This is a genomic window from Amycolatopsis sp. WAC 01376 (assembly GCF_003947415.1).
In the GTDB taxonomy this organism is placed as follows: domain Bacteria; phylum Actinomycetota; class Actinomycetes; order Mycobacteriales; family Pseudonocardiaceae; genus Amycolatopsis.
In genome coordinates this window covers 252,744-274,322 of record NZ_QHKL01000001.1, presented here as the reverse complement: position 1 = coordinate 274,322, position 21,579 = coordinate 252,744, and the positions used below count along the sequence as shown (strand labels likewise).

At 68.5% G+C, this 21,579-nt stretch carries 20 protein-coding genes; 19 read left to right on the top strand and 1 reads right to left on the bottom strand.

Annotated elements, in window-relative coordinates:
* Positions 1-15: 15 nt before the first annotated feature.
* Positions 16-459: a DUF3592 domain-containing protein gene (locus DMH03_RS01380; RefSeq protein WP_125790199.1), complete on the top strand. Its 444-nt coding sequence runs from the start codon at positions 16-18 to the stop codon at positions 457-459.
* Positions 460-554: 95 nt separating this feature from the next.
* Here the strand turns inward: DMH03_RS01380 and DMH03_RS01375 are convergent, their stop codons facing one another.
* Entirely contained in the window at positions 555-1,385 is an 831-nt protein-coding gene (locus DMH03_RS01375) for an inositol monophosphatase (RefSeq protein ID WP_125790198.1), read from the bottom strand.
* Positions 1,386-1,496: 111 nt separating this feature from the next.
* Between DMH03_RS01375 and DMH03_RS01370 the strand changes: the two genes are divergently transcribed.
* From DMH03_RS01370 to DMH03_RS01285, 18 genes are all read left to right on the top strand, one after another.
* Complete coding sequence (locus tag DMH03_RS01370; RefSeq protein WP_199748624.1) at positions 1,497-2,615, top strand: glycosyltransferase family 1 protein; 1,119 nt, start codon at positions 1,497-1,499, stop codon at positions 2,613-2,615.
* An 82-nt stretch (positions 2,616-2,697) separates the two neighbouring features.
* Positions 2,698-3,801 carry a glycosyltransferase family 1 protein gene (locus DMH03_RS01365; RefSeq protein ID WP_125790197.1) on the top strand — a complete coding sequence of 368 codons (1,104 nt, stop codon included), beginning with the start codon at positions 2,698-2,700 and terminating at the stop codon, positions 3,799-3,801.
* A 69-nt stretch (positions 3,802-3,870) separates the two neighbouring features.
* On the top strand, positions 3,871-4,641 hold the full coding sequence (locus DMH03_RS01360; RefSeq protein WP_125790196.1) for an AfsR/SARP family transcriptional regulator: 771 nt from the start codon (positions 3,871-3,873) through the stop codon (positions 4,639-4,641).
* 69 nt (positions 4,642-4,710) lie between these two features.
* Positions 4,711-5,400, top strand: coding sequence for a demethylmenaquinone methyltransferase (locus DMH03_RS01355; RefSeq protein ID WP_125790195.1), 690 nt, complete (start codon positions 4,711-4,713; stop codon positions 5,398-5,400).
* A gap of 10 nt (positions 5,401-5,410) precedes the next feature.
* Positions 5,411-6,697 (top strand): geranylgeranyl reductase family protein, encoded by a 1,287-nt coding sequence (locus DMH03_RS01350; RefSeq protein WP_125790194.1) that lies wholly within the window; start codon positions 5,411-5,413, stop codon positions 6,695-6,697.
* A 690-nt stretch (positions 6,698-7,387) separates the two neighbouring features.
* The gene (locus tag DMH03_RS01345) at positions 7,388-7,795 is read left to right on the top strand and encodes an NADH-quinone oxidoreductase subunit A (protein WP_125791481.1); all 408 of its coding nucleotides are present in this window, start codon (positions 7,388-7,390) and stop codon (positions 7,793-7,795) included.
* Positions 7,796-7,801: 6 nt separating this feature from the next.
* Positions 7,802-8,350: an NADH-quinone oxidoreductase subunit B family protein gene (locus DMH03_RS01340; protein ID WP_005151847.1), complete on the top strand. Its 549-nt coding sequence runs from the start codon at positions 7,802-7,804 to the stop codon at positions 8,348-8,350.
* Positions 8,351-8,355: 5 nt separating this feature from the next.
* A complete protein-coding gene (locus DMH03_RS01335; protein WP_125790193.1) occupies positions 8,356-9,123 on the top strand; it encodes an NADH-quinone oxidoreductase subunit C in 768 nt (255 codons plus the stop codon).
* Complete coding sequence (locus DMH03_RS01330) at positions 9,120-10,490, top strand: NADH-quinone oxidoreductase subunit D (protein WP_125790192.1); 1,371 nt, start codon at positions 9,120-9,122, stop codon at positions 10,488-10,490. Before DMH03_RS01335 ends, DMH03_RS01330 begins: the two co-directional genes overlap by 4 nt.
* Positions 10,487-11,359: an NADH-quinone oxidoreductase subunit NuoE gene (nuoE, locus tag DMH03_RS01325; protein ID WP_125790191.1), complete on the top strand. Its 873-nt coding sequence runs from the start codon at positions 10,487-10,489 to the stop codon at positions 11,357-11,359. Before DMH03_RS01330 ends, nuoE begins: the two co-directional genes overlap by 4 nt.
* A complete protein-coding gene (gene nuoF / locus DMH03_RS01320) occupies positions 11,359-12,639 on the top strand; it encodes an NADH-quinone oxidoreductase subunit NuoF (protein ID WP_125790190.1) in 1,281 nt (426 codons plus the stop codon). The genes nuoE and nuoF overlap by 1 nt, the downstream gene beginning before the upstream one ends.
* Positions 12,636-15,116 (top strand): NADH-quinone oxidoreductase subunit G, encoded by a 2,481-nt coding sequence (locus DMH03_RS01315; protein WP_125790189.1) that lies wholly within the window; start codon positions 12,636-12,638, stop codon positions 15,114-15,116. Before nuoF ends, DMH03_RS01315 begins: the two co-directional genes overlap by 4 nt.
* Positions 15,113-16,450, top strand: coding sequence for an NADH-quinone oxidoreductase subunit NuoH (nuoH, locus tag DMH03_RS01310; protein WP_233611224.1), 1,338 nt, complete (start codon positions 15,113-15,115; stop codon positions 16,448-16,450). The genes DMH03_RS01315 and nuoH overlap by 4 nt, the downstream gene beginning before the upstream one ends.
* The gene (gene nuoI / locus DMH03_RS01305; RefSeq protein WP_125790188.1) at positions 16,437-16,979 is read left to right on the top strand and encodes an NADH-quinone oxidoreductase subunit NuoI; all 543 of its coding nucleotides are present in this window, start codon (positions 16,437-16,439) and stop codon (positions 16,977-16,979) included. The genes nuoH and nuoI overlap by 14 nt, the downstream gene beginning before the upstream one ends.
* Positions 16,976-17,821 (top strand): NADH-quinone oxidoreductase subunit J, encoded by an 846-nt coding sequence (locus DMH03_RS01300; protein ID WP_125790187.1) that lies wholly within the window; start codon positions 16,976-16,978, stop codon positions 17,819-17,821. The genes nuoI and DMH03_RS01300 overlap by 4 nt, the downstream gene beginning before the upstream one ends.
* A complete protein-coding gene (gene nuoK, locus DMH03_RS01295) occupies positions 17,818-18,117 on the top strand; it encodes an NADH-quinone oxidoreductase subunit NuoK (protein WP_061980060.1) in 300 nt (99 codons plus the stop codon). Before DMH03_RS01300 ends, nuoK begins: the two co-directional genes overlap by 4 nt.
* Before the next feature lie 10 nt (positions 18,118-18,127).
* Positions 18,128-20,026, top strand: a complete 1,899-nt coding sequence (gene nuoL / locus DMH03_RS01290; RefSeq protein ID WP_125790186.1) for an NADH-quinone oxidoreductase subunit L — start codon at positions 18,128-18,130, stop codon at positions 20,024-20,026.
* The gene (locus DMH03_RS01285) at positions 20,026-21,576 is read left to right on the top strand and encodes an NADH-quinone oxidoreductase subunit M (RefSeq protein ID WP_125790185.1); all 1,551 of its coding nucleotides are present in this window, start codon (positions 20,026-20,028) and stop codon (positions 21,574-21,576) included. Before nuoL ends, DMH03_RS01285 begins: the two co-directional genes overlap by 1 nt.
* The last annotated feature ends 3 nt before the right edge of the window (positions 21,577-21,579 follow it).

Sequence of the window (21,579 nt, the reverse complement as noted above, 5' to 3'; positions counted from 1 at the left end):
CGCTACGCTCGCGGCGTGACGGCCAAAACGGAGCGGGTGAGGCGCATCGGGTGGTATGCCGCCCTCGTTGTCGCCTCACTCGTCACCGTGCTCGGCGTCTCGCTGCTGTTCGCCGCCATCCGCAACGACAACGCGATCGAAGCGGAACTCGGGCAGGCGACCGCACAGGTCGAGTCGGTGACCTTCGACCGCACGATCATCAACTACGCCACCCCCGATGGCATCATGCACAGCCCGGCCAACGGGGTGCTCTATCCCTCGGGGCTGGCCGCCGGGCAGCTGGTGAACATCGAGTACGACGTCGGCGACCCGGAACTCGCGCGGGTGGCGGGCCGCTCGGCGGCGAACACGCTGCTGCCGCTGGGCAGCATGATCTTCTTCACCTGGCTGATCGCCGGCCCGCTGCTGTGGTGGATCCGGCGGCAGAACGTCCGGGCACGGGCTGAGTCGTCCGTCTGATCACGTGTGCCGTCCGTTGCGGCACGCCGGCTTGCCGTGCGGAACCGGCGAACTCACGTGATCAGGCGGACGACACGCGTGATTGAACGGACGACTCAGCCGACCGACTCCTGCCACCAGCCCAGGACCTCGTCGGCCACGCCCGGCGCCGCCACCAGCAGCGCGTCGACCGGCAGGGCCGTGTCTTCCCCGTGCCGGTCCAGCACCACGGCCCCGGCCTCGATGGCCAGCGCGACCGATCCGGCGACGTCCCATTCGCGGTAGCTGTGCAGCACCGCCGCGGCCGCGTGCCCCAGCGCGACCTGCGCGATCGCCAAGGCCGCCGAGCCGAGCACCCGGACCCCGGCGTGCGCGGCGGGGGCCCGTTCGATGAACTGGCCCATCCCCGGCCAGACACCTTTGCGGGTGAGTTCCGTGCAGACGATCGCCCCGGCGGTCCCGCGGCGGTCGGTGAGCGTGATCGGCTTGCCGTTCGCCCTGGCCCCGCGGCCGCGGGCGGCGGCGTAGATCTGGGCGCGGTACGGGTCCGCGACCACGCCCACCACCGGCCCCGAAGCGTCGATCAGGGCGAGGCTGTACGCGCACCAGGGGACACCGGCGACGTAGTTCGCGGTGCCGTCGACCGGGTCGACCACCCAGCGGTATTCGGCGACGTCGGCACCGTGGTCGGCGCCGAATTCGCCGCCCACGACGGGGATTCCGGGGAATTCCGCGGTCAGCACGCGGCGGGTGTGGCGTTCGAGGATCCGGTCCGTGTCGGTGACCCAGTCGAAGGGCGAGTCCTTCGGATCGGGCTGGGCGCCGCGGCCGGCGGTCGCGGTGATCACGTCGGTCGCGTCGTTGGCCAGCCGCCCGGCCACTTCGAGGGCCCTCGACACCAGCCCTGGCTCGACGGGCTGGGGCGGCCTTGACGACAGGAGGGTCATGCCTGACTAGTGTGGCCGAGCCTGGTTTACGGAACACGACCTTGAGATGACATGTCGTCTGTTCCGTTTTTGTTGGCGTGGGCGTCACAACCGGATGCGACAGTGATCCGCGTGCGAGTCGCGATAGTCACCGAAAGTTTCCTGCCCCAGGTGAACGGCGTGACCAACTCCGTGCTCCGCGTCGTGGAACACCTCCGCGACCGCGCGCACGACGTGCTGATCATCGCCCCGGGTCCGGGTCCCGCGGAGTATCTCGGCGCCCCGGTCGTGCGCATTCCCGCCCTCGACTTCCCCGGCGTGAACTCCCTCCCGGTCGGCGTGCCGACCCGGACGGTGCTCACCGCCCTCGCCGATTTCGGTCCGGACGTGGTGCATCTGGCGTCGCCGTTCGTGGTCGGCGCCCGCGGGCTCGCCGCGGCAAGACGACTGCGGGTGCCGTGCGTCGCGGTGTACCAGACCGACATCGCCGGGTTCGCCGCCGCGTACGGCTTCGGCATCGCCGCTCGCGCGGCGTGGCGCTGGGTGCGCCGTCTGCACTCGCGGGCCGACCGCACGCTCGCGCCGTCGACGGATTCGGTGGAACAGCTGAAACTGCACGGGATCCCGCGGGTGCACCGCTGGGCGCGTGGCGTCGACATCGAGCGGTTCTCGCCGGTCCACGCCGACCCCGCGTTGCGCGCCGAACTGGCGCCGAACGGCGAACTGCTGGTCGGTTTCGTCGGCAGGCTCGCGCCAGAGAAGGAGGTCGAGCGGCTGACCGCGCTCGCCGGGATCGCCGGGATCCGCGTGGTCGTCGTCGGTGACGGACCGGAGTTGCCGATGCTGCGCGAACGGATCCCAGGTGCGGCGTTCCTCGGCGCCCGGTACGGCGAAGAGCTCTCCGCGGCGTACGCGAGCCTCGACGTGTTCGTCCACACAGGACCACATGAGACGTTCTGCCAGGCCATTCAGGAAGCGATGGCGTCCGGGCTGCCGGTGCTGGCGCCGAACGCGGGCGGTCCGAAGGATCTGGTCCTGCCCGGCCGCACGGGGTACCTGCTGCCCGCCGACCGCGCCGGGTTCGCGACAGAACTGGTGGACAAGGTGAACGACCTGCGCGACGAAGCGCTGCGCGCCAGGCTGGGGGAGAAGGCGCGCAAGGTCGTGCTGGGCCGGACTTGGCCCGCCGTCTGCCGGGAACTGGTCGGCCACTACGAGGCCGTCCAAGGCAAAGTCGCCCGCGCGGCGTAATGCAGCGGCCGGGAAGAGACCGGGCACGAGGCGGACTGGAATGCATCGGCTGGAAAGGAACCGGGCACAAGGCGGACTCGAAATGCACATAGTCCAGCTGGCCAACTTCTACGGGCCACGCTCGGGCGGGCTGCGAACCGCGCTGCATCACCTCGGCGCCGGTTACGTGGCGAGCGGTCATCAGGTGACCCTCGTGGTGCCGGGGCGGCGCTACGCGGACGAGACGCTGCCTTCGGGAGTCCGCCGGTTCTCCCTTCCGGCACCGCGGATCCCGGGCACCGGCGGCTATCGCGCGGTGGATCCGCACCGGGTGCGCGCGGTGCTGGAACGCCTGGAGCCGGACAGGCTGGAAGTGTCCGACAGGCTCACGCTGCGCGGCATGGGCGTCTGGGCGCGGCGCAACGGCGTGCCCAGCATGGTGATCTCGCACGAGCGGCTGGACAGGCTGCTGGAACAGTTCCTGATGCCGGAACCCGTCGCGCGGCGCGTCGCGGACGTCGCGAACCGGCGGATGGCGCGGCGCTACGACACGGTCGTCTGCACGACGGCGTTCGCCCGCGCGGAATTCGACCGGATCGCCGCGCCGAACGTGCGACGGGTCCCGCTCGGCGTCGACCTCACGACGTTCGCCCCGGCCCGGCGCGACGACGGCTGGCGGCACACGCTGTCCGGTGACGCGGACGCGCTGATCGTCCACTGTGGACGTTTGTCGCCGGAGAAGCACGTCGAGCGCAGTGTCGACACCGTCGCCGAGCTGATCGAGGCAGGGCATCGCGTCCGGCTCGTGATCGCCGGTGACGGCCCTCGGCGGCGTGCGCTGGAACGGCGGGCACGCGGGCTTCCGGTGACCTTCCTCGGCTTCCTTTCCGGACGCAGCGACGTCGCGCGCCTGCTGGCCAGCGCGGACGTCTCCCTCGCGCCGGGTCCACACGAGACGTTCGGGCTGGCCGCGCTGGAGGCGCTCGCTTCGGGGACTCCGGTGGTGGTCTCGGCGTCGTCGGCGCTGCGGGAGATCGTGCGGCCCGGCTGCGGCGCGGCGGTGGACGATCGCGCACCCGCTTTTGCCGGTGCCGTTACCGGCCTGCTCGAACGTCCCGAGGACGCCCGGCGGGCGGCGGGGAGGGCCCGGGCGGAGGAATTCGCCTGGCCAAGATCGGTGCAGGGAATGCTCTCCGCACTCACTTGATCACTTTGTATCTCTTTTGTACAACCGGCATTCATCGTCCCCTCACGCCATCGAGCGAGAGGACGGCACGTGAGGTTCGAAGTACTGGGCACGTTCAGCATCTCTTCCGGTTCGCGGTCGGTCCCGCTGCACGGCCGGATGCGGAGAACGCTCCTCGGCGTGCTGCTGGTCCGGGCGAACACCTTCGTGCCGGTGAACGTGCTCACCGAGGCACTGTGGGAGAGCAAGTGGGAGCCGCGGGCGGTACCGAAGCTGCACTGGCACGTCCACAAGCTGCGGCAGGCCCTGCCCGAAGGAGACCGGCTCGGCTTCGACAACGGCGGCTACCGCCTGGAGGTCCATCCCGGCGAGCTGGACGTCGAGACCTTCGAGACGCTGGCAGGCCAGGCGCTGAAGTCCGCGGACCCCGCGCAGCGCGCGTCACTGATCCGGCAGGCCCTGACGCACTGGCACGGCGCGCCCTACGACGGCTTGGACGTCCCGCTGCTTTCGGACGAGACGATGCGCCTCTCGGAGCACCGCCTGGTCCTGCTCGAAGAGCTCTACCAGGCCGAACTCGACCTCGGGCGGCACGCGAGCGCGGCCGTCGAACTGGCGGATCTGGTGCGGCGGCATCCCTTGCGGCAGCGTGCCCAGTACCTCCTGATGGACGCTCTTTGGCGGGCCGGGCGCACCTCCGACGCGCTGGCGGCGTACCGGCGGGCGCGCCGGGTCTCGGTCGATCAGCTCGGCCTCGAACCGGGGCCGGAACTGCGGTTGCTGGAGCGGAGGATCCTCGCCGGTGAGGTCGCGGGGGCCGGTGCGCACCGTGCCCCGGCGTTGCTTCACCGGGCCAGGTGAACCTACGGGGCGCCGCTTTGCTCCCGCTTGGCCGACGTGTCTCAGCGCGGTCGAGTTAGTGTTTGGGGCATGTCCCGAGCGAGTCTTGACAAGGATCCGCACGAAGTCGCCGCCATGTTCGACGACGTCGCGGACGGCTACGACCGCGCGAATTCGTTCATGACCTTCGGCTTCGACCGCCGCTGGCGCACCATCACCGGCCGGGTGCTGGACGCCAAACGCGGCGAGAAGGTGCTGGACCTCGCCGCGGGCACCGGCGTGTCCACCGTCGAGTACGCGCGCAACGGCGCCTGGTGTCTCGCGGCGGACTTCTCGGTCGGCATGCTCAGGGCGGGCAAGCACCGCGGCGTCCCCATGGTGGCCGCCGACGCGATGAAGCTGCCGTTCGCCGACGAGAGCTTCGACGCGGTCACCATCTCGCTCGCGCTGCGGAACTTCGTCGACACGAAGGCCGCGCTCACCGAGATCGCGCGGGTGGTCAAACCGGGCGGCAGGCTGGTGATCTGCGAGGTGTCGACGCCCACATTCCCGCCGATCCGGTTCCTGCACCGGAAGTTCATCGCGAAGCTGCTCACCTGGGTCGGCGCGCGGACCTCGTCGAACCCCGAGGCCTACTCCTACCTGGCCGAATCCATGCTGGCGTGGCCGGATCAGCGGACGCTCGGGGAGATCATCGCGAGCGCCGGATGGACCGAGGTGGAGTGGCTGAACCTCACGTTCGGCGTCGTCGCCATCCACCGCGCCAAAAAGCCCGCATAAACTCGCGGCCATGACACGTCGCAACGCTGATCACGACGCCGAAGTCATCGTCGTCGGTGCCGGACCGGCCGGCTCCACCGCCGCCACGTACCTCGCCCGTGCGGGCGTCGACGTGCTGCTGCTGGAGAAGACCGAGTTCCCGCGCGAGAAGGTGTGCGGCGACGGCCTGACCCCGCGCGGCGTCAAGCAGCTCATCGACCTGGGGATCGACACCAGCGAGGACGCGGGCTGGGTGCACAGCCGCGGCCTGCGGATCCTCACCGGCGAGCTCACGCTGGAGCTCGACTGGCCGGACCTGACCAGCTACCCGCCGTACGGCGTTTCGCGCACCCGTCAGGACTTCGACGACCTGCTCGCGAAGACCGCGGTCAAGGCGGGCGCGCGGCTCTACGAGCGCACCACCGTCACCGGCGCCATCACCAGCCCGACCGGCCGCGTGATCGGCGTCGAGGCGAAGGTGGGCCCGGAGAAGACGCCGGTGAGCTACCGCGCTCCGCTGGTACTGGCCTGCGACGGCGTCTCCGCGCGGCTCGCGCTGAGCGTCGGCATCCAGAAGAACGAGAAGCGCCCGATGGGTGTCGCGGTGCGGCAGTACTACAAGAGCCCGCGCCACGACGACCCGTTCATCGAGGGCCACCTGGAGCTGTGGGACCGCTCGGACCCGCGCGACCCCAAGCTGCTGCCCGGCTACGGCTGGGCGTTCCCGCTGGGCGACGGCACGGTGAACGTCGGCCTCGGCATGCTGTCGACGTCGGCCGCGTTCCGCAGCACCGACTACCGCGCGCTGCTGCGCCAGTGGCTCGACGGAACGCCCGAGGAATGGGGCTACCGCGAGGAGAACGCCGTCGGCAAGGTCGGCGGCGCCGGTCTTCCGATGGGTTTCAACCGCACCCCGCACTACCGCGACGGCCTGCTGCTGCTCGGCGACGCGGGCGGCATGGTCAGCCCGTTCAACGGCGAGGGCATCTCGGCCGCGATGGAGTCCGCGCAGCTGGCGTCGGAGTTCGTCGTGCAGGCGTTGGCGCGCCGCGAGGGCCCGTCCCGTGAGCGGGCGCTGGAGGGCTACCCGCGCGCGGTCGGTGAGCTGATGGGCGGCTACTACCGGCTCGGCAACGTGTTCGCGAAGCTGATCGGGAAGCCGAAGGTCATGCACGCCGCGACGAAGTACGGACTGCGGATCAACTCGATCCTTCCGTTGGTCTACAAGGGACTCTCGGGCTGCTACGACGCCAAGGGCGGGGACGGCGTCGACCGCCTCATCGCCGCGCTGGCCCGGGCCACCCCCTCTCCGCGCTGACGCCGGGCTGAAGGGGGGCCCTTCGCCGCATCTCGCGCGGCGAAGGGCCTTTCGTCGCGTCTGACGTGGGGAAAAGTCCCCTCCAGCCGCTTGGTGGTGGGCACGGCGACCCCGACCCTGCTCAGAGGGTCGTGAAAGCCACTTTCACAACGCTGAAGGCTGCTGGGGCGTCGTGAGTGGTAAGTGTCGTTAGAACGACACTTACCACTCACGACCCACCCGGCCCACGCCTCCACCGCAGGCCGCTCGCCCCGCCCCACCTGCGTGGGTTCCACACGTCTGGACCAATCACGGGTACTCCGGGCAGTGGTATCGGTCACAGGACAAATGTGGTCGAACGACCCTGGGAAGCCGATCTTGGGAACGACGTCGCAGGTCATCGGTACCGCACGCCGGAAGTAACCGTACTGGCCGTGCGGCCAAGTTAGGGCAGCCTTATAGCACGGGGCCTAGGGACAAGAATGTGAGTCACGTCCTACACTCGGCCCATGCTTTGTGAATCGCTTCACATCCTCGACGGGAGGCTTGTGAACTATTTCACAAGCAAGGGGGCCGTCATGCACGGCCCGTAAGGGTTGCCTAACCCTCGGCGGTGTGACCCAGGTGACTTAGGGTGCCGACCGAGGGAAGCGGTGAACCCCGACTCGAAAACCGCAGCGGCGCGGAAAGGATGGCGAAAACCCCGTGCTGATGTTGCCCGTGCTGACCCAGGCGAGCACCCCCGCGGTGCCCAATCTGGACATGTACCTCCCCCTGGTCCTTCTGTTCGTCCTCGCTCTCGGCTTCGCGGTGCTCTCGGTGCTGCTCGGCCCGCTGGTCGGCCCGAGCCGCCCCAACAGGGCGAAGACCGCGGCCTACGAATGCGGTATCGAACCGTCGCCGCAACCGGTCGTCGGCGGCGGCCGGATGCCGGTCGCGTACTACATCACCGCGATGCTGTTCATCCTGTTCGACATCGAGATGGTCTTCCTCTACCCGTTCGCGGTCTCCGCGGACGCGCTGGGCATGTTCGGCCTGGTGGAGATCGTGCTGTTCATCGCGACGGTCGGTTTCGCGTACGCCTACGTATGGCGTCGCGGCGGCCTGGATTGGAACTAGAGACGCATGGGCCTCGAAGAAAAACTCCCCAACGGCATCCTGCTCGCCAGCCTTGAAGGCCTGGTCAACTGGGCGCGCAAGAACTCGATGTGGCCCGCCACCTTCGGTCTCGCCTGCTGCGCGATCGAGATGATGACCGTCGGCGGTTCCCGCTACGACATCGCGCGTTTCGGCATGGAGCGCTTCAGCGCGACGCCGCGCCAGGCGGATCTGATGATCGTCGCCGGCCGTGTCACGCAGAAGATGGCGCCGGTGCTCCGCCAGATCTACGACCAGATGGCCGAGCCCAAGTGGGTGCTGGCGATGGGCGTCTGCGCCTCGTCCGGCGGGATGTTCAACAACTACGCCGTGGTGCAGGGCGTCGACCACATCGTCCCGGTCGACATGTACCTCCCCGGTTGCCCGCCGCGCCCCGAAATGCTGCTCGACGCGATCCTGAAGCTGCACGCCAAGATCCAGGACGAGCCGATCAACGCCCGCCGGGCCGCGATCCGCGCCGCCAGCGGTGAGCGCACCGAGCTGATCGCCTCCTCGATCAAGTACGCGAAGAAGTGAGCGACGTGCCTGAAGCCAGTAACCCTGAAGAGAAGCCGGAAACCGGCGGCGAGCAGTCCAGCGCCGACCGTCCCGAAGGCGGCCTCGAACCCCAAGGCACCCGCCCGGCCGAACCGGTCGTCACCGGTAAAGCGCGCCAGGGCATGTTCGGCGTGCGCGGCACCGGTGACACCTCCGGTTACGGCGGCGTCCGCCTCCCGGCGTACAGCCCGCCCCCGGCGGAGCGCCCGTACGGCGGCTGGTTCGACGAGTTCGCCGACGAGTTCTACGCGGCCTTGGCGGACAACAAGATCCCGGCGAACGCGGTCCTGCAGACCACGGTCGACCGCGGTGAGATCACCTTCTACGTCGCCCGCGAGCACCTCGTCGAGATCGCCAAGGTCCTGCGCGACGACACCGGGCTGCGCTTCGAGCTGCTCAGCTCCGTCTCCGGCGTGGACTACGGCGTCGACGTCCCGCAGCGGCTGCACTCGGTCTACCACTTCACGTCGATGACCTACCGCCGCCGCATCCGGCTCGAGGTCACCCTCGACATCGAAGACCCGCACGTCCCGTCGCTGGTCGGGGTCTACCCGACGGCCGACTGGCAGGAGCGGGAGACCTGGGACATGTTCGGCATCGTCTATGACGGCCACCCGGCGCTGACCCGCATCCTCATGCCGGACGACTGGGACGGCCACCCCCAGCGCAAGGACTACCCGCTCGGCGGGATTCCCGTCGAATACAAGGGCGCGGAGATCCCGCCGCCGGACCAGCGGAGGTCTTACTCGTGAGCACCGAACACCTCTCCGACGTGACCACAGGCACCGACACTTCGCCTGAGGGCAGCGACAGCGTCCCCGAAGCCGACTCCCGCGACACCACCGAAGGCCGCGTCTACACCGTCTCCGGCGGTGACTGGGAAGACGTCATCGAGGACTCCCGCCACGACGAGCGCATGGTCATCAACATGGGCCCGCAGCACCCGTCGACGCACGGCGTGCTCCGGCTCGTGCTGGAGATGGAGGGCGAGACCGTCACCCAGCTCCGCTCGGTCATCGGCTACCTGCACACCGGGATCGAGAAGAACTGCGAGTACCGCACGTGGACCCAGGGCGTCACCTTCGTGACGCGCATGGACTACCTCGCGCCGCTCTCGACCGAGATGGCGTACTGCCTCGGTGTCGAGAAGCTGCTCGGCATCCAGGCCCCGCGCCGCGCCGAGCTGCTGCGCGTGATGCTGCTGGAGATCAACCGCATCGGCTCGCACCTGGTCTACATCGCCACCGGCGGCATGGAACTCGGTGCCACCACGGCGATGACGCTCGGCTTCCGTGAGCGCGAAGAGGTCCTGCACCTGCTGGAGCACCTCACCGGTCTCCGGATGAACCACGCGTTCATCCGCCCCGGCGGCCTCGCCCAGGACATGCCTGCCGACTACCAAGAGGTCGTCAGCGCGTTCGTCAAGGTGATGGAAGAGCGGCTTCCCCTGTACGACAAGCTCTTCACCGGTCAGCCGATCTGGCGCAACCGGCTCAAGGGTGTCGGGTACCTGCCGGTCGACGCCTGCCTCGCGCTCGGTGTCACCGGCCCGGTGCTGCGCAGCGCCGGTCTGCCGTGGGACATGCGCAAGACCGAGCCGTACTCCCGCTACGACGAGTTCGAGTTCGACATCCCGACCTCGACCGACGCGGACTGCTGGGCGCGGTACCTGCTGCGTGTCGAGGAGATGCACCAGAGCCTGCGGATCATCAAGCAGTGCCTGAAGAAGCTCGAGCCGGGCCCGGTCATGGTCGAGGACAAGAAGGTGGCCTGGCCGGCGCAGCTCTCGATCGGCAGCGACGGCATGGGCAACTCGCTCGAGCACGTCCGCAAGATCATGGGCCAGTCGATGGAATCGCTGATCCATCACTTCAAACTGGTCACCGAGGGCTTCAAGGTCCCGCCGGGCCAGACCTACACGTCGGTGGAATCGCCGCGCGGCGAACTCGGCGTGCACCTGGTCTCCGACGGCGGCACCAGGCCGCTGCGAGTCCACGTGCGCGAACCGAGTTTCGTGAACCTGCAGTCGATGCCCGCGATGGCCGAAGGCGGCCTGGTGGCGGACGTGATCGCCGCCATCGCCTCGATCGACCCCGTCATGGGGGGAGTGGACCGTTGAGCACCCAGCCCGGAACGACACCGACGCCCGAGCCCGGCACCAGCCTGGCCGAGCAGACCCACATCGCCGCCGGTGGCGACGTCGACGTGATCGCGATCGCGCCGGATCCCGCCGAGGCGGAGGGGATCCTGGAGAACGCGAAGCTCGAAGACATCTTCGACGCCGACACCTATGCCAAGGCGCAGAACCTGATCTCGCGGTACCCGCAGTCCCGGTCGGCGCTGCTGCCGCTGCTGCACCTGGTGCAGTCGGTGCAGGGTTACGTGAGCCAGGAGGGCATCGCCTTCTGCGCCGCGCGGCTGGACCTGTCCGACGCCGAGGTCAGCGCGGTCGCGACGTTCTACACCATGTACAAGCGCCGCCCGTGCGGCGAGCACCTGGTGAGCGTCTGCACGAACACGCTGTGCGCGGCCATGGGCGGCGACGCGATCTACAAGAAGCTCCAGACGCATCTCGGCTCCGAAGAGAAGCCGTTGGGGCACAACGAGACCGCGGGTACGCCGAACGAGCCCGGCTCGATCACCCTCGAACACGCCGAATGTCTCGCGGCCTGTGACCTCGCCCCGGTCATCCAGGTCAACTACGAGTACTTCGACAACCAGACCGAGGACAAGGCCGTCGCGCTGGTCGACGCGTTGCAGGCGGGCAAGAAGCCCGCCCCGACGCGCGGCGCGCCGCTGACGAACTTCAAGGGCGCCGAACTGCAGCTCGCCGGGTTCTTCCCGGAGGACGCGCAGCAGTACCGCACGGACGTCGATGGTCCTTCGCAGGCCGTCGAAACCCTGCGGGGCGCGCAGGTCGCGCAGGACCGCGGCTGGACCGCGCCCGCGATGAAGGACGTCCCACTGCCCGAAGTGGAGAAGAAGTAATGGCCGATCCCATCACTCCGGTCCTCACGAAGCGCTGGCTTTCGCCCAACTCCTGGACGATCCAGTCCTACGAAGCCCTCGAGGGCTACACCGCGATCCGCAAGGCGCTCAAGGCCACTCCCGAGCAGATCGTCCAGCTGGTCAAGGACTCCGGCCTCCGCGGCCGTGGCGGCGCGGGCTTCCCGGCCGGCATCAAATGGTCCTTCATGCCGCCGAACGAGGACAAGCCGCACTACCTCGTCATCAACGCCGACGAGGGCGAGCCGGGCACCTGCAAGGACATCCCGCTGATGATGGCGGACCCGCACTCGCTGATCGAGGGCTGCATCATCGCCTCGTACGCGATGCGTTCGCACCACTGCTTCATCTACGTCCGCGGCGAGGCGCTGCACTGCATCCGCCGTCTCAACGCGGCCGTGCGCGAGGCCTACGAAGCGGGCTACCTCGGCAAGAACATCCTCGACTCCGGATTCGACCTCGACATCACCGTGCACGCGGGCGCCGGGGCGTACATCTGCGGCGAGGAGACGGCGCTGCTGGACTCGCTGGAAGGCCGCCGCGGCCAGCCGCGGCTCAAGCCGCCCTTCCCGGCCGCCGCGGGGCTCTACGCCGCGCCGACCACGGTGAACAACGTCGAGACCATCGCCAGCGCGCCGTACATCATCAACGGCGGTTCGGACTGGTTCCGCCAGATGGGCCGCGAGAAGTCGCCCGGCCCGAAGATCTACTCGATCTCCGGCCACGTCGAGAAGCCCGGCCAGTACGAATGCCCGCTCGGCACCACGCTGCGCGAACTGCTGGACATGGCGGGCGGCATGAAGGACGGCATCCCGCTGAAGTTCTGGACGCCGGGTGGTTCGTCCACGCCGATGTTCACCAAGGAACACCTCGATGTTCCGCTGGACTTCGAAGGCGCGGCGGAAGCCGGGTCGATGCTGGGCACGACGGCCGTGCAGGTCTTCAACGAGACCGTTTCCGTGCCGTGGGCCGTGATGAAGTGGACGCAGTTCTACGAGCACGAGTCCTGCGGCAAGTGCACGCCGTGCCGCGAGGGCACGTACTGGCTGGCGCAGATCCTGGAGCGCATGGTCGCGGGCCACGGCACCGAGGAGGACATCGACACCCTGCTCGATGTCTGCGACAACATCCTCGGCCGCTCGTTCTGCGCACTCGGCGACGGCGCGGTCTCGCCGATCCAGAGCGGGATCAAGTACTTCCGCGAGGAATTCCTCGCACTTTGTGAAACCAACAAGCGCGAACTGGTGGGGGCGCAGGCATGACGATCGCACCCGACAGGCCGGGAACGTCCACAGAGGACACCCCGGTCCCCGAGGGCCATGTCAAGCTGGTCATCGACGGTGAAGAGGTCATCGCGCCCAAGGGCGAGCTGCTGATCCGCACCGCCGAACGGCTCGGCACGGTCATCCCGCGCTTCTGCGACCACCCGCTGCTCGACCCGGCCGGCGCCTGTCGCCAGTGCCTGGTCGAGGTCGAAATGGGTGGCCGTCCGATGCCGAAGCCGCAGGCCTCGTGCACCATGACGGTCGCCGACGGCATGGTCGTGAAGACCCAGCTGACCTCGGCCGTCGCGGACAAGGCCCAGCAGGGTGTGATGGAGCTGCTGCTCATCAACCACCCGCTGGACTGCCCGGTCTGCGACAAGGGCGGCGAATGCCCGCTGCAGAACCAGGCGCTCGCGCACGGCCGCGCGGAATCCCGTTTCGTCGACACGAAGCGGACGTTCCCGAAGCCGCTGCCGATCTCCTCGCAGGTGCTGCTGGACCGCGAGCGTTGCGTGCTCTGCCAGCGCTGCACCCGGTTCTCCCGCGAGATCGCCGGCGACCCGTTCATCGAGCTGCTCGAACGCGGCGCCCACCAGCAGATCGGTACCGCGGAGACCGCGGACGTGCTGGACCTGGCTTCGCGGACCACGTCCGGCCAGCCGTTCCAGTCGTACTTCTCCGGCAACGTCATCCAGATCTGCCCGGTCGGCGCGCTGACGTCGGCCGCGTACCGGTTCCGTTCGCGGCCGTTCGACCTGGTGTCCGCGCCGAGTGTGTGCGAGCACTGCTCGTCCGGCTGCGCCGAGCGGACCGACTTCCGCCGCGGCAAGGTCATGCGGAAGCTGGCGGGCGACGACCCCGAGGTCAACGAAGAGTGGATCTGCGACAAGGGCCGCTTCGCCTTCCGCTACGCCACCGCCGATGACCGCATCCGCCGTCCGCTGATCCGCAACGCCGATGGCGTGCTGGAAGAGGCTTCCTGGACCGACGCGCTGCGCGCGGCCGCCGCCGGGCTCGCCGAGGCGCGGGACGGCAAGGGTGCCGCGGTGCTCACCGGTGGCAGGTTGACTGTCGAGGACGCCTACGCGTACTCGAAGTTCGCGCGGATCGCCTTGGGCACCAACGACATCGACTTCCGTGCGCGGCCGCACTCTGGCGAGGAGCTGGGCTTCCTCGCATCGCACGTGGTCGGGACGACGCCGGAAAGCGGCGTCACGTTCGGCGAGATCGAGCGGGCACGCACGGTGCTGTGCGTCGCGTTCGAGCCGGAGGACGAGGCGCCGATCGTGTTCCTGCGGCTGCGCAAGGCGGCCCGCAAGAACCGCACCCGCGTCGTCCACTTGGGACAGTGGACCACCTCCTCGGTCAGCAAGACCTTCGGCGAGCTGCTGGCCTGCGCGCCGGGCAGCGAGGCCGCCGCGATCGACGGCATCGCGCAGCACGCGCAGGACGTCGACCAGGCCTTGGCCGCAGAAGGCGCCGTGATCCTCGTCGGCGAACGTGCCGCCGAGGTCCCCGGTCTGTTCTCGGCCCTGCACCGGCTGGTGGAGCGCACCGGCGCCCGGCTCGCATGGATCCCGCGTCGCGCGGGTGAACGCGGTGCCCTGGCGGCGGGCGCGGCGCCGACGCTGCTGCCCGGTGGCCGTCCGGTCACCGACGACGCGGCTCGCGCCGAGATCGAAAAGGCTTGGGGCGTCACGCTTTCCGCCACGACGGGCCGCGACACCACCGCCATCCTCAAGGCCGCTTCCGGTCAGGACATCGACGGCCTGCTGGTCGGCGGCGTCGACCCGGACGACCTGCCCGATCCGGACCTGGCCCGCCGCGCTTTGAAAAATGTGCCCTTCGTGGTCAGCCTGGAACTGCGGCACAGCGGGGTCACCGAACACGCGAACGTCGTCCTCCCGATCGCCCCGGCGGTCGAGAAGGCGGGCAGCTACCTGAACTGGGAAGGCCGCCGCCGCGAGTTCGCCGTCACCCTCGAAGGCACCGGCGCCTTGCCGGACTGCCGGGTGCTCGACACCCTCGCCGTCGAGATGGACGCGGACATCTTCACGCAGACCCCGGCCGCCGCTGCCGCCGATCTCGCCAAGCTGCCTGCTAGGAACGGCTCGTTCCTTGCAGAATTTGCCAGTAACGGACCGTTCATTGCACGCGCCGAGCCCCAGGACGGTCAGGTTCTCCTCGCCACCTGGCGGCAGCTGATCGACAACGGTTCGCTGCAGGACGGCGAGCCGCATCTCAAGGGCACGCAGCGCGAGGTCGTCGCCAAGCTCTCGGCGAAGACCGCCGAAGGCTTGGGCAAGACCGTGAAGGTCTCCACCGAACGCGGTTCCATCACGTTGCCGATCGAGGTCGCGGACCTGCCGGACGGCGTCGTGTGGCTCCCGGGCAACTCCGACGGCTCGGCCGTCCGCGCCGCGCTCGCGGCCGGTCACGGTTCGGCCGTCACCCTCACCGGAGGTGAGAAGTGACTCCGTTGCTCAGCCAGATGCCGGACGCCGCCGAGCGGGCGGCGCTGCTGGCCGACGACCCGTTGTGGCTGATCCTGATCAAGACGGTCGTCATCCTGCTGATCGGCCCGATCCTGACGATCTTCCTGATCGTCTGGGAGCGCAAGGCCGTCGGCCGGATGCAGAACCGTCCCGGCCCCAACCGGGTCGGGCCCGGCGGCTACCTGCAGTCCCTCGCGGACGCGATCAAGCTGCCGTTCAAGGAACAGATCATCCCGGACACCGCCGACCGCAAGGTGTACTTCCTCGCGCCGGTGATCTCCGCGGTGCCGGCGCTGATCGCGCTGGCCGCGATCCCGTTCGGCCCGGTGGTTTCGATCTTCGGTGAGCGCACCACGCTCCAGCTGGTCGATCTGCCGGTCGGCGTGCTGGTGATCCTCGCCTGCTCCTCGATCGGTGTGTACGGCCTGGTGCTGGCCGGCTGGTCGTCCGGCTCGCCGTATCCGCTGCTCGGCGGGCTGCGAAGCGCGGCTCAGGTGATCTCCTACGAGATCGCGATGGGTCTGTCCATCGTGGGCGTCATCCTCTACGCGGGTTCGATGTCGACGTCGGCGATCGTCGAGTCGCAGCAGACCGGCTGGTACTTCTACCTGCTGCTGCCGAGTTTCGTGATCTACCTGATCTCCATGGTCGGCGAGACCAACCGTGCGCCGTTCGACCTCCCCGAGGCCGAATCCGAGCTGGTCGGCGGTTTCCACACCGAGTACAGCTCGATGAAGTTCGCGATGTTCTTCCTCGCCGAGTACGTCAACATGGTGATCGTTTCGGCGTTCGCGACCACGTTGTTCCTCGGCGGCTGGAAGTTCCCGTTCGTCGGCGCCGACCACGCGCTCAACCAGGGCTGGCTCCCGCTGCTGTGGTTCACGGCCAAGCTGTTCATCCTGCTGTTCGGCTTCATCTGGCTGCGCGGCACGCTGCCGCGGCTGCGGTACGACCAGTTCATGCGGCTGGGCTGGAAGGTCCTGGTCCCGGTCAACCTGATCTGGATCGTCGTGATCGTCACGGTCCGCGCGATCAAGAACTCGGGCGGCCTCTCCACCCCGCAGATCCTCATCGGCGGCGGCGCGCTCATCCTCGTCGTCGTCATCCTGAGCCTGCTGCTGCCGGACAAGAAGGTCCCGGACGACGACTACGTCCCGGTGACCGGTGGCGGATTCCCGGTGCCGCCGCTCGACCTGCAGGTTCCGGACCAGACTCCGCGTCAGAAGGCCGTCGCGAAGGCCGAAGCCCGGGCTGCCAAGCGCAAGCCCGCGGCGGTTTCCAGTGGAAGGGAGGCCGGCGATGGGGATGTTTGATCCCATCAAGGGTTTCGGTGTCACCTTCGGGATGATGTTCAAGAAGGTCGCCACCGAGGAGTACCCGGAGGCAGGCGCCCCCGCCGCTCCGCGTTACCACGGCAGGCACCAGCTGAACCGGCATCCGGACGGGCTGGAGAAATGCGTCGGCTGCGAGCTGTGCGCGTGGGCCTGCCCGGCGGACGCGATCTTCGTCGAAGGCGGCGACAACACCGAAGAGGCACGCTTCTCGCCCGGTGAGCGGTACGGCGCCGACTACCAGATCAACTACCTGCGCTGCATCGGCTGCGGGTTGTGCGTCGAGGCCTGCCCCACCCGGTCCCTGACGATGATCAACTTCTACGAGCTGGCCGACGACGACCGGCAGCGGTTGATCTACACGAAGGAAGACCTCCTCGCGCCGCTGCTGCCCGGTATGGAGCAGCCGCCGCACCCGATGCGGCTGGGCGACAACGAGCAGGACTACTACGTCAACGGTCCCGAACTCGCGCGCCCGAAGCCCGCCGAGAACACGGAGGCCGTCCAGTGATCACGGCTTTCCTCGCCCAGACGGACGTTTCGGCCGGGATCACCACCGGCGAGACCATCGCGTTCTGGGTGCTCGGCCCGCTCGCGCTCGCCGTCGCGCTCGGCATGGTCTTCTCCCGCAACGCCGTGCACTCGGCGCTGTGGCTGGTCCTCACGATGCTGTGTCTCGGCGCGCTGTACATGATCCAGCAGGCGCCGTTCCTCGGCTTCACGCAGATCATCGTCTACACCGGCGCGATCATGATGCTGTTCCTGTTCGTGCTGATGATGGTCGGCAGGGAGAGCTCGGATTCGGTCGTCGAAGTCCTGCGCGGCCAGCGGGTCATGGCGACCCTGCTCGGCATCGGCGTCGGCGGGCTGCTCGCGGCCGGTCTCGCCCGCTCGCTGGCCAACGTCACCCCGGCGATGCCGCTCGACCCGGCGAGCCTCGACGGCGGCGGCCCCGGCGGCCTGGGACGGCTCATCTTCACCAAGTACCTGTTCCCGTTCGAGCTCACCTCGGCGCTGCTGATCACCGCCGCGCTCGGCGCGATGGTGCTCGCCTTCACCGACCGGCACGCCAAGGGCGGCAAGAAGAACCAGAAGGAACTCGTCGTCGACCGGTTCACCGGTAAGCACGACCGGCCTTCGCCGCTGCCCGGCCCGGGTGTCTTCGCGACCGCCAACTCGATCGCCACCCCGGCGCTGCTGCCGGACGGCTCGATCGCGCCGGAGTCGCTCTCGGACATCATCGAGTCCACTTCGGCCTCCCGGCTGGAAGACGAGCGCAAGCAGGTCGCGGGTTCGACCGAAGGCCCCGACGCACACGCTCTCGTGGGCAAGCCTGAAGGGGAGAAGGAATGACCCCGACGTACTACCTGCTCCTGTCCGCGCTGCTGTTCACCATCGGCGCGGTCGGGGTGCTGGTGCGCCGCAACGCGATCGTCGTGTTCATGTGCATCGAGCTGATGCTGAACGCGGCGAACCTGTCCCTGGTCACGTTCGCCCGGATCAACGGGTCGCTCGACGGTCAGGTGATGGCGTTCTTCGTGATGGTCGTGGCCGCCGCGGAGGTCGTGGTGGGGCTGGCGATCATCATGGCGATCTTCCGCACCCGGCGCTCGGCCTCGGTCGACGACACCAACCTGCTGAAGTACTAGGGGTTCAAGAGTGACCGCATCATCGTGGCTGCTGGTGGCCTTCCCGGCTCTTGGCGCACTGATCCTTCTGCTGGCCGGTAAACGAGCCAGGGGCTGGGGACACCTCCTCGGCAGCGCGACCGTCTCACTGTCCTTTGTGTACGGCCTGATCCTCTTCTTCACGGCCGACACGAAGAACGTCGCGGACGTCAAACTGTTCTCCTGGATCCCGGTTTCGGCGCTGCAGGTCGACTTCGGGCTCCGGATCGACGCGCTTTCGCTGACGTTCGTGCTGCTGATCACCGGCGTCGGCATGCTGATCCACTTCTACTCGATCGGCTACATGGCCGAGGACCGCGATCGGTCGAGGTTCTTCGCGTACCTCAACCTGTTCGTCGCCTCGATGCTGATCCTGGTGCTGGGCAACAGCTTCGTGACGCTGTACCTCGGCTGGGAAGGCGTCGGTCTCGCGTCGTACCTGCTCATCGGCTGGTACCAGGACCGCCCGTCCGCGGCCACCGCGGCGAAGAAGGCGTTCCTGATGAACCGCGTCGGTGACGTCGGGCTCGCGCTGGCGATCTTCCTGATGTTCAAGTACGTCGGGAGCACCGGTTACGCCGAGGTCTTCGGCGCGATCGACAAGATCCCGACCGGCGCGATCACCGCCATCGCGATCCTGCTGCTGCTGGGCGCCTGCGGTAAATCCGGTCAGTTCCCGTTGCAGGCATGGCTTCCGGACGCGATGGAGGGCCCGACCCCGGTCTCGGCCCTCATCCACGCGGCGACGATGGTCACCGCCGGCGTCTACCTGGTCGCCCGCGCGCACGAGATCTTCAACGCCACCCCGGACGGCCGCCTGATCGTCACCCTCGTCGGTACGGTCACGCTCCTGATCGGGTGCATCATCGGCTGCGCCTACGACGACATCAAGAAGGTCCTGGCGTACTCCACGGTCAGCCAGATCGGGTACATGATGCTGGCCGTCGGCCTCGGGCCGATCGCCTACGCGCTCGGCATCATGCACCTGGTCGCACACGGTTTCTTCAAGGCGGGGCTGTTCCTCGGGGCCGGTTCGGTCATGCACGCCATGAACGACGAGGTCGACATGCGGAAGTACGGCGGGCTGCGCAAGCACATGCCGGTCACCTTCTGGACCTTCGCGCTCGGTTACCTCGCCCTGATCGGCATCCCACCGCTGTCCGGCTTCTTCACCAAGGACGCGATCATCGAAGCGGCGCTGAGCCAGGGCGGCTGGCGCGGCTGGGTGATGGGCGGCGCGGCACTGCTCGGCGCCGGGCTCACCGCGTTCTACATGACGCGCCTGATGGTGATGACCTTCTTCGGCAAGGAACGCTGGAAGGAGATCAAGTCCAGCGACGGCCGCGACTTCCACCCGCACGAATCGCCGGCGGTGATGAAGTGGCCGATGATCATCCTGGCCGTCGGTTCGATCGGCGCCGGTGCGTTCTTCGCCCTCGGCGACCGGTTCGCCGAATGGCTCGCCCCGGTGGTCGGACCGCTCGAGGAGGGTGGCCACAGCGTCATCCCGCATCTGCTGGTCCCGTTCCTCACCGTGGCGCTGTCCGTCCTCGGCGCGGTGGCCGCGTGGCTCTTCGTCGGGCGTAAGGACGTTCCGGTGGAACGGCCCGAGCGGGTCTCCGCCGTGGTCAAGGCCGCGCGCAACGACCTCTACGGCAACACCCTGAACGAGACGCTGGTCGCCCGTCCGGGCACCTGGCTCGCCCGCGCACTGGTCTACGTGGACAACCGCGGGGTCGACGGCGCGGTCAACGGCCTCGCCGCCGCACTCGGCGGCGGATCCGGGCGCCTGCGCCGCCTTCAGACCGGCTTCGTCCGCTCGTACGCACTGTCCATGCTGGGCGGCACATTCCTGCTTCTGGCGGCACTCCTGCTGGTGAGGTTCTCCTGATGACCTGGGTACTCGCAACCATCCTGCTGCCGCTGGCCGGCGCCGCGGTCGTCGCGGGGATGAAGAAGAACGACAGGCTGGCGACGCTCACCGCGCTCGTGGTGTCGCTCCTGACGTTCCTGCTGGTGATCCCGATGTGGGCGAGCTACGTGCCCTCGGGGGACCGGATCCAGCAGAAGTCCTCGATGGACTGGATCCCGAACTTCGGCATCCACATCTCGTTCGGCATCGACGGCATCGCGCTGGTGATGATCGCGGTCATCGGCCTGCTGGTGCCGATCGTGGTCGGCGCGCTGGGCCTGACCGACAAGCTCCCGGCCGGACGCTCGGCCGGCGGGTTCCTCTCGCTGATCCTGGTGCAGGAGGCGCTGACCATCGCGGTGTTCGCCGCGACCGACGTCTTCCTGTTCTACGTGCTGTTCGAGATCATGCTGATCCCGATGTACTTCCTGATCGGCGGCTACGGCGGCGCGAACCGGCAGTACGCGGCGGTCAAGTTCTTCCTGTACTCGTTCCTCGGCGGCCTGATCATGCTGGCCTCGGCCATCGGGGCGTACTCGATGGCGTCGGACGAACTCGGCAAGGGCACCTTCGACTGGGAAACGCTCGTCACGGTCGTCCGCGACGCCCCGCTGGGGACGCAGATCTGGCTGTTCATCGGGTTCTTCCTCGCGTTCGCGATCAAGGCCCCTTTGGTGCCGTTCCACACCTGGCTCCCGGACGCCGCGGGCCAGGCTCCCATCGGCGTCGCGGTGCTGCTGGTCGGCGTGCTGGACAAGGTCGGCACGTTCGGCTTCCTGCGCTACTGCCTTCCGATGTTCCCGGAGGCCAGCAAGGAACTCGCGCCGTGGGTGCTGGTCCTCGCCGTCGCGGGTATCCTTTACGGCTCGATCCTCGCGGCCGGGCAGCGCGACATGAAGCGGTTCATCGCCTACGTGTCGATCGCCCACTTCGGCTTCATCGCGATGGGCATCTTCACCTTCAACGAGCAGGCGATGGTCGGCTCGGTGTCGTACATGCTCAACCACAGCCTCGCCACCGGCATGCTGATCGTGGTCGTCGGCCTCATCGTGATGCGCGGTGGGTCCACCCGGATCTCCGACTACGGCGGCATGGCGAAGGTGACCCCGCTGCTCGGCGGGATGCTGCTCATCGCCGGTCTGTCCACTTTGTCCCTGCCCGGCACCAACTCCTTCATCAGTGAGTTCCTGGTGCTGCTGGGATCCTTTGTGGACTACCCGGTGTACACGATCATCGCGACGGTCGGCATGGTGCTGGCCGCGGCGTACGTGCTCTGGCTCTACCAGCGCGTCATGCAGGGCCCCGTCCGCGGAGACGCCCTCATCGGCGCCGGCGGTGGTCCTGGCACGGCGATCGCTCCCGAACTCGGGGCGACCAAAGCAATCAAGGACCTCGGCGGCCGGGAGATCGCGATCCTGGCGCCGATGGTCGTGCTGATCATCGCGCTCGGGTTCTACCCCAAGCCGGTGCTCGACACGATCACCCCGTCGGTGCAGGCGACGATGTCGTCCGTGCAGGGAGGCAAGTAAACC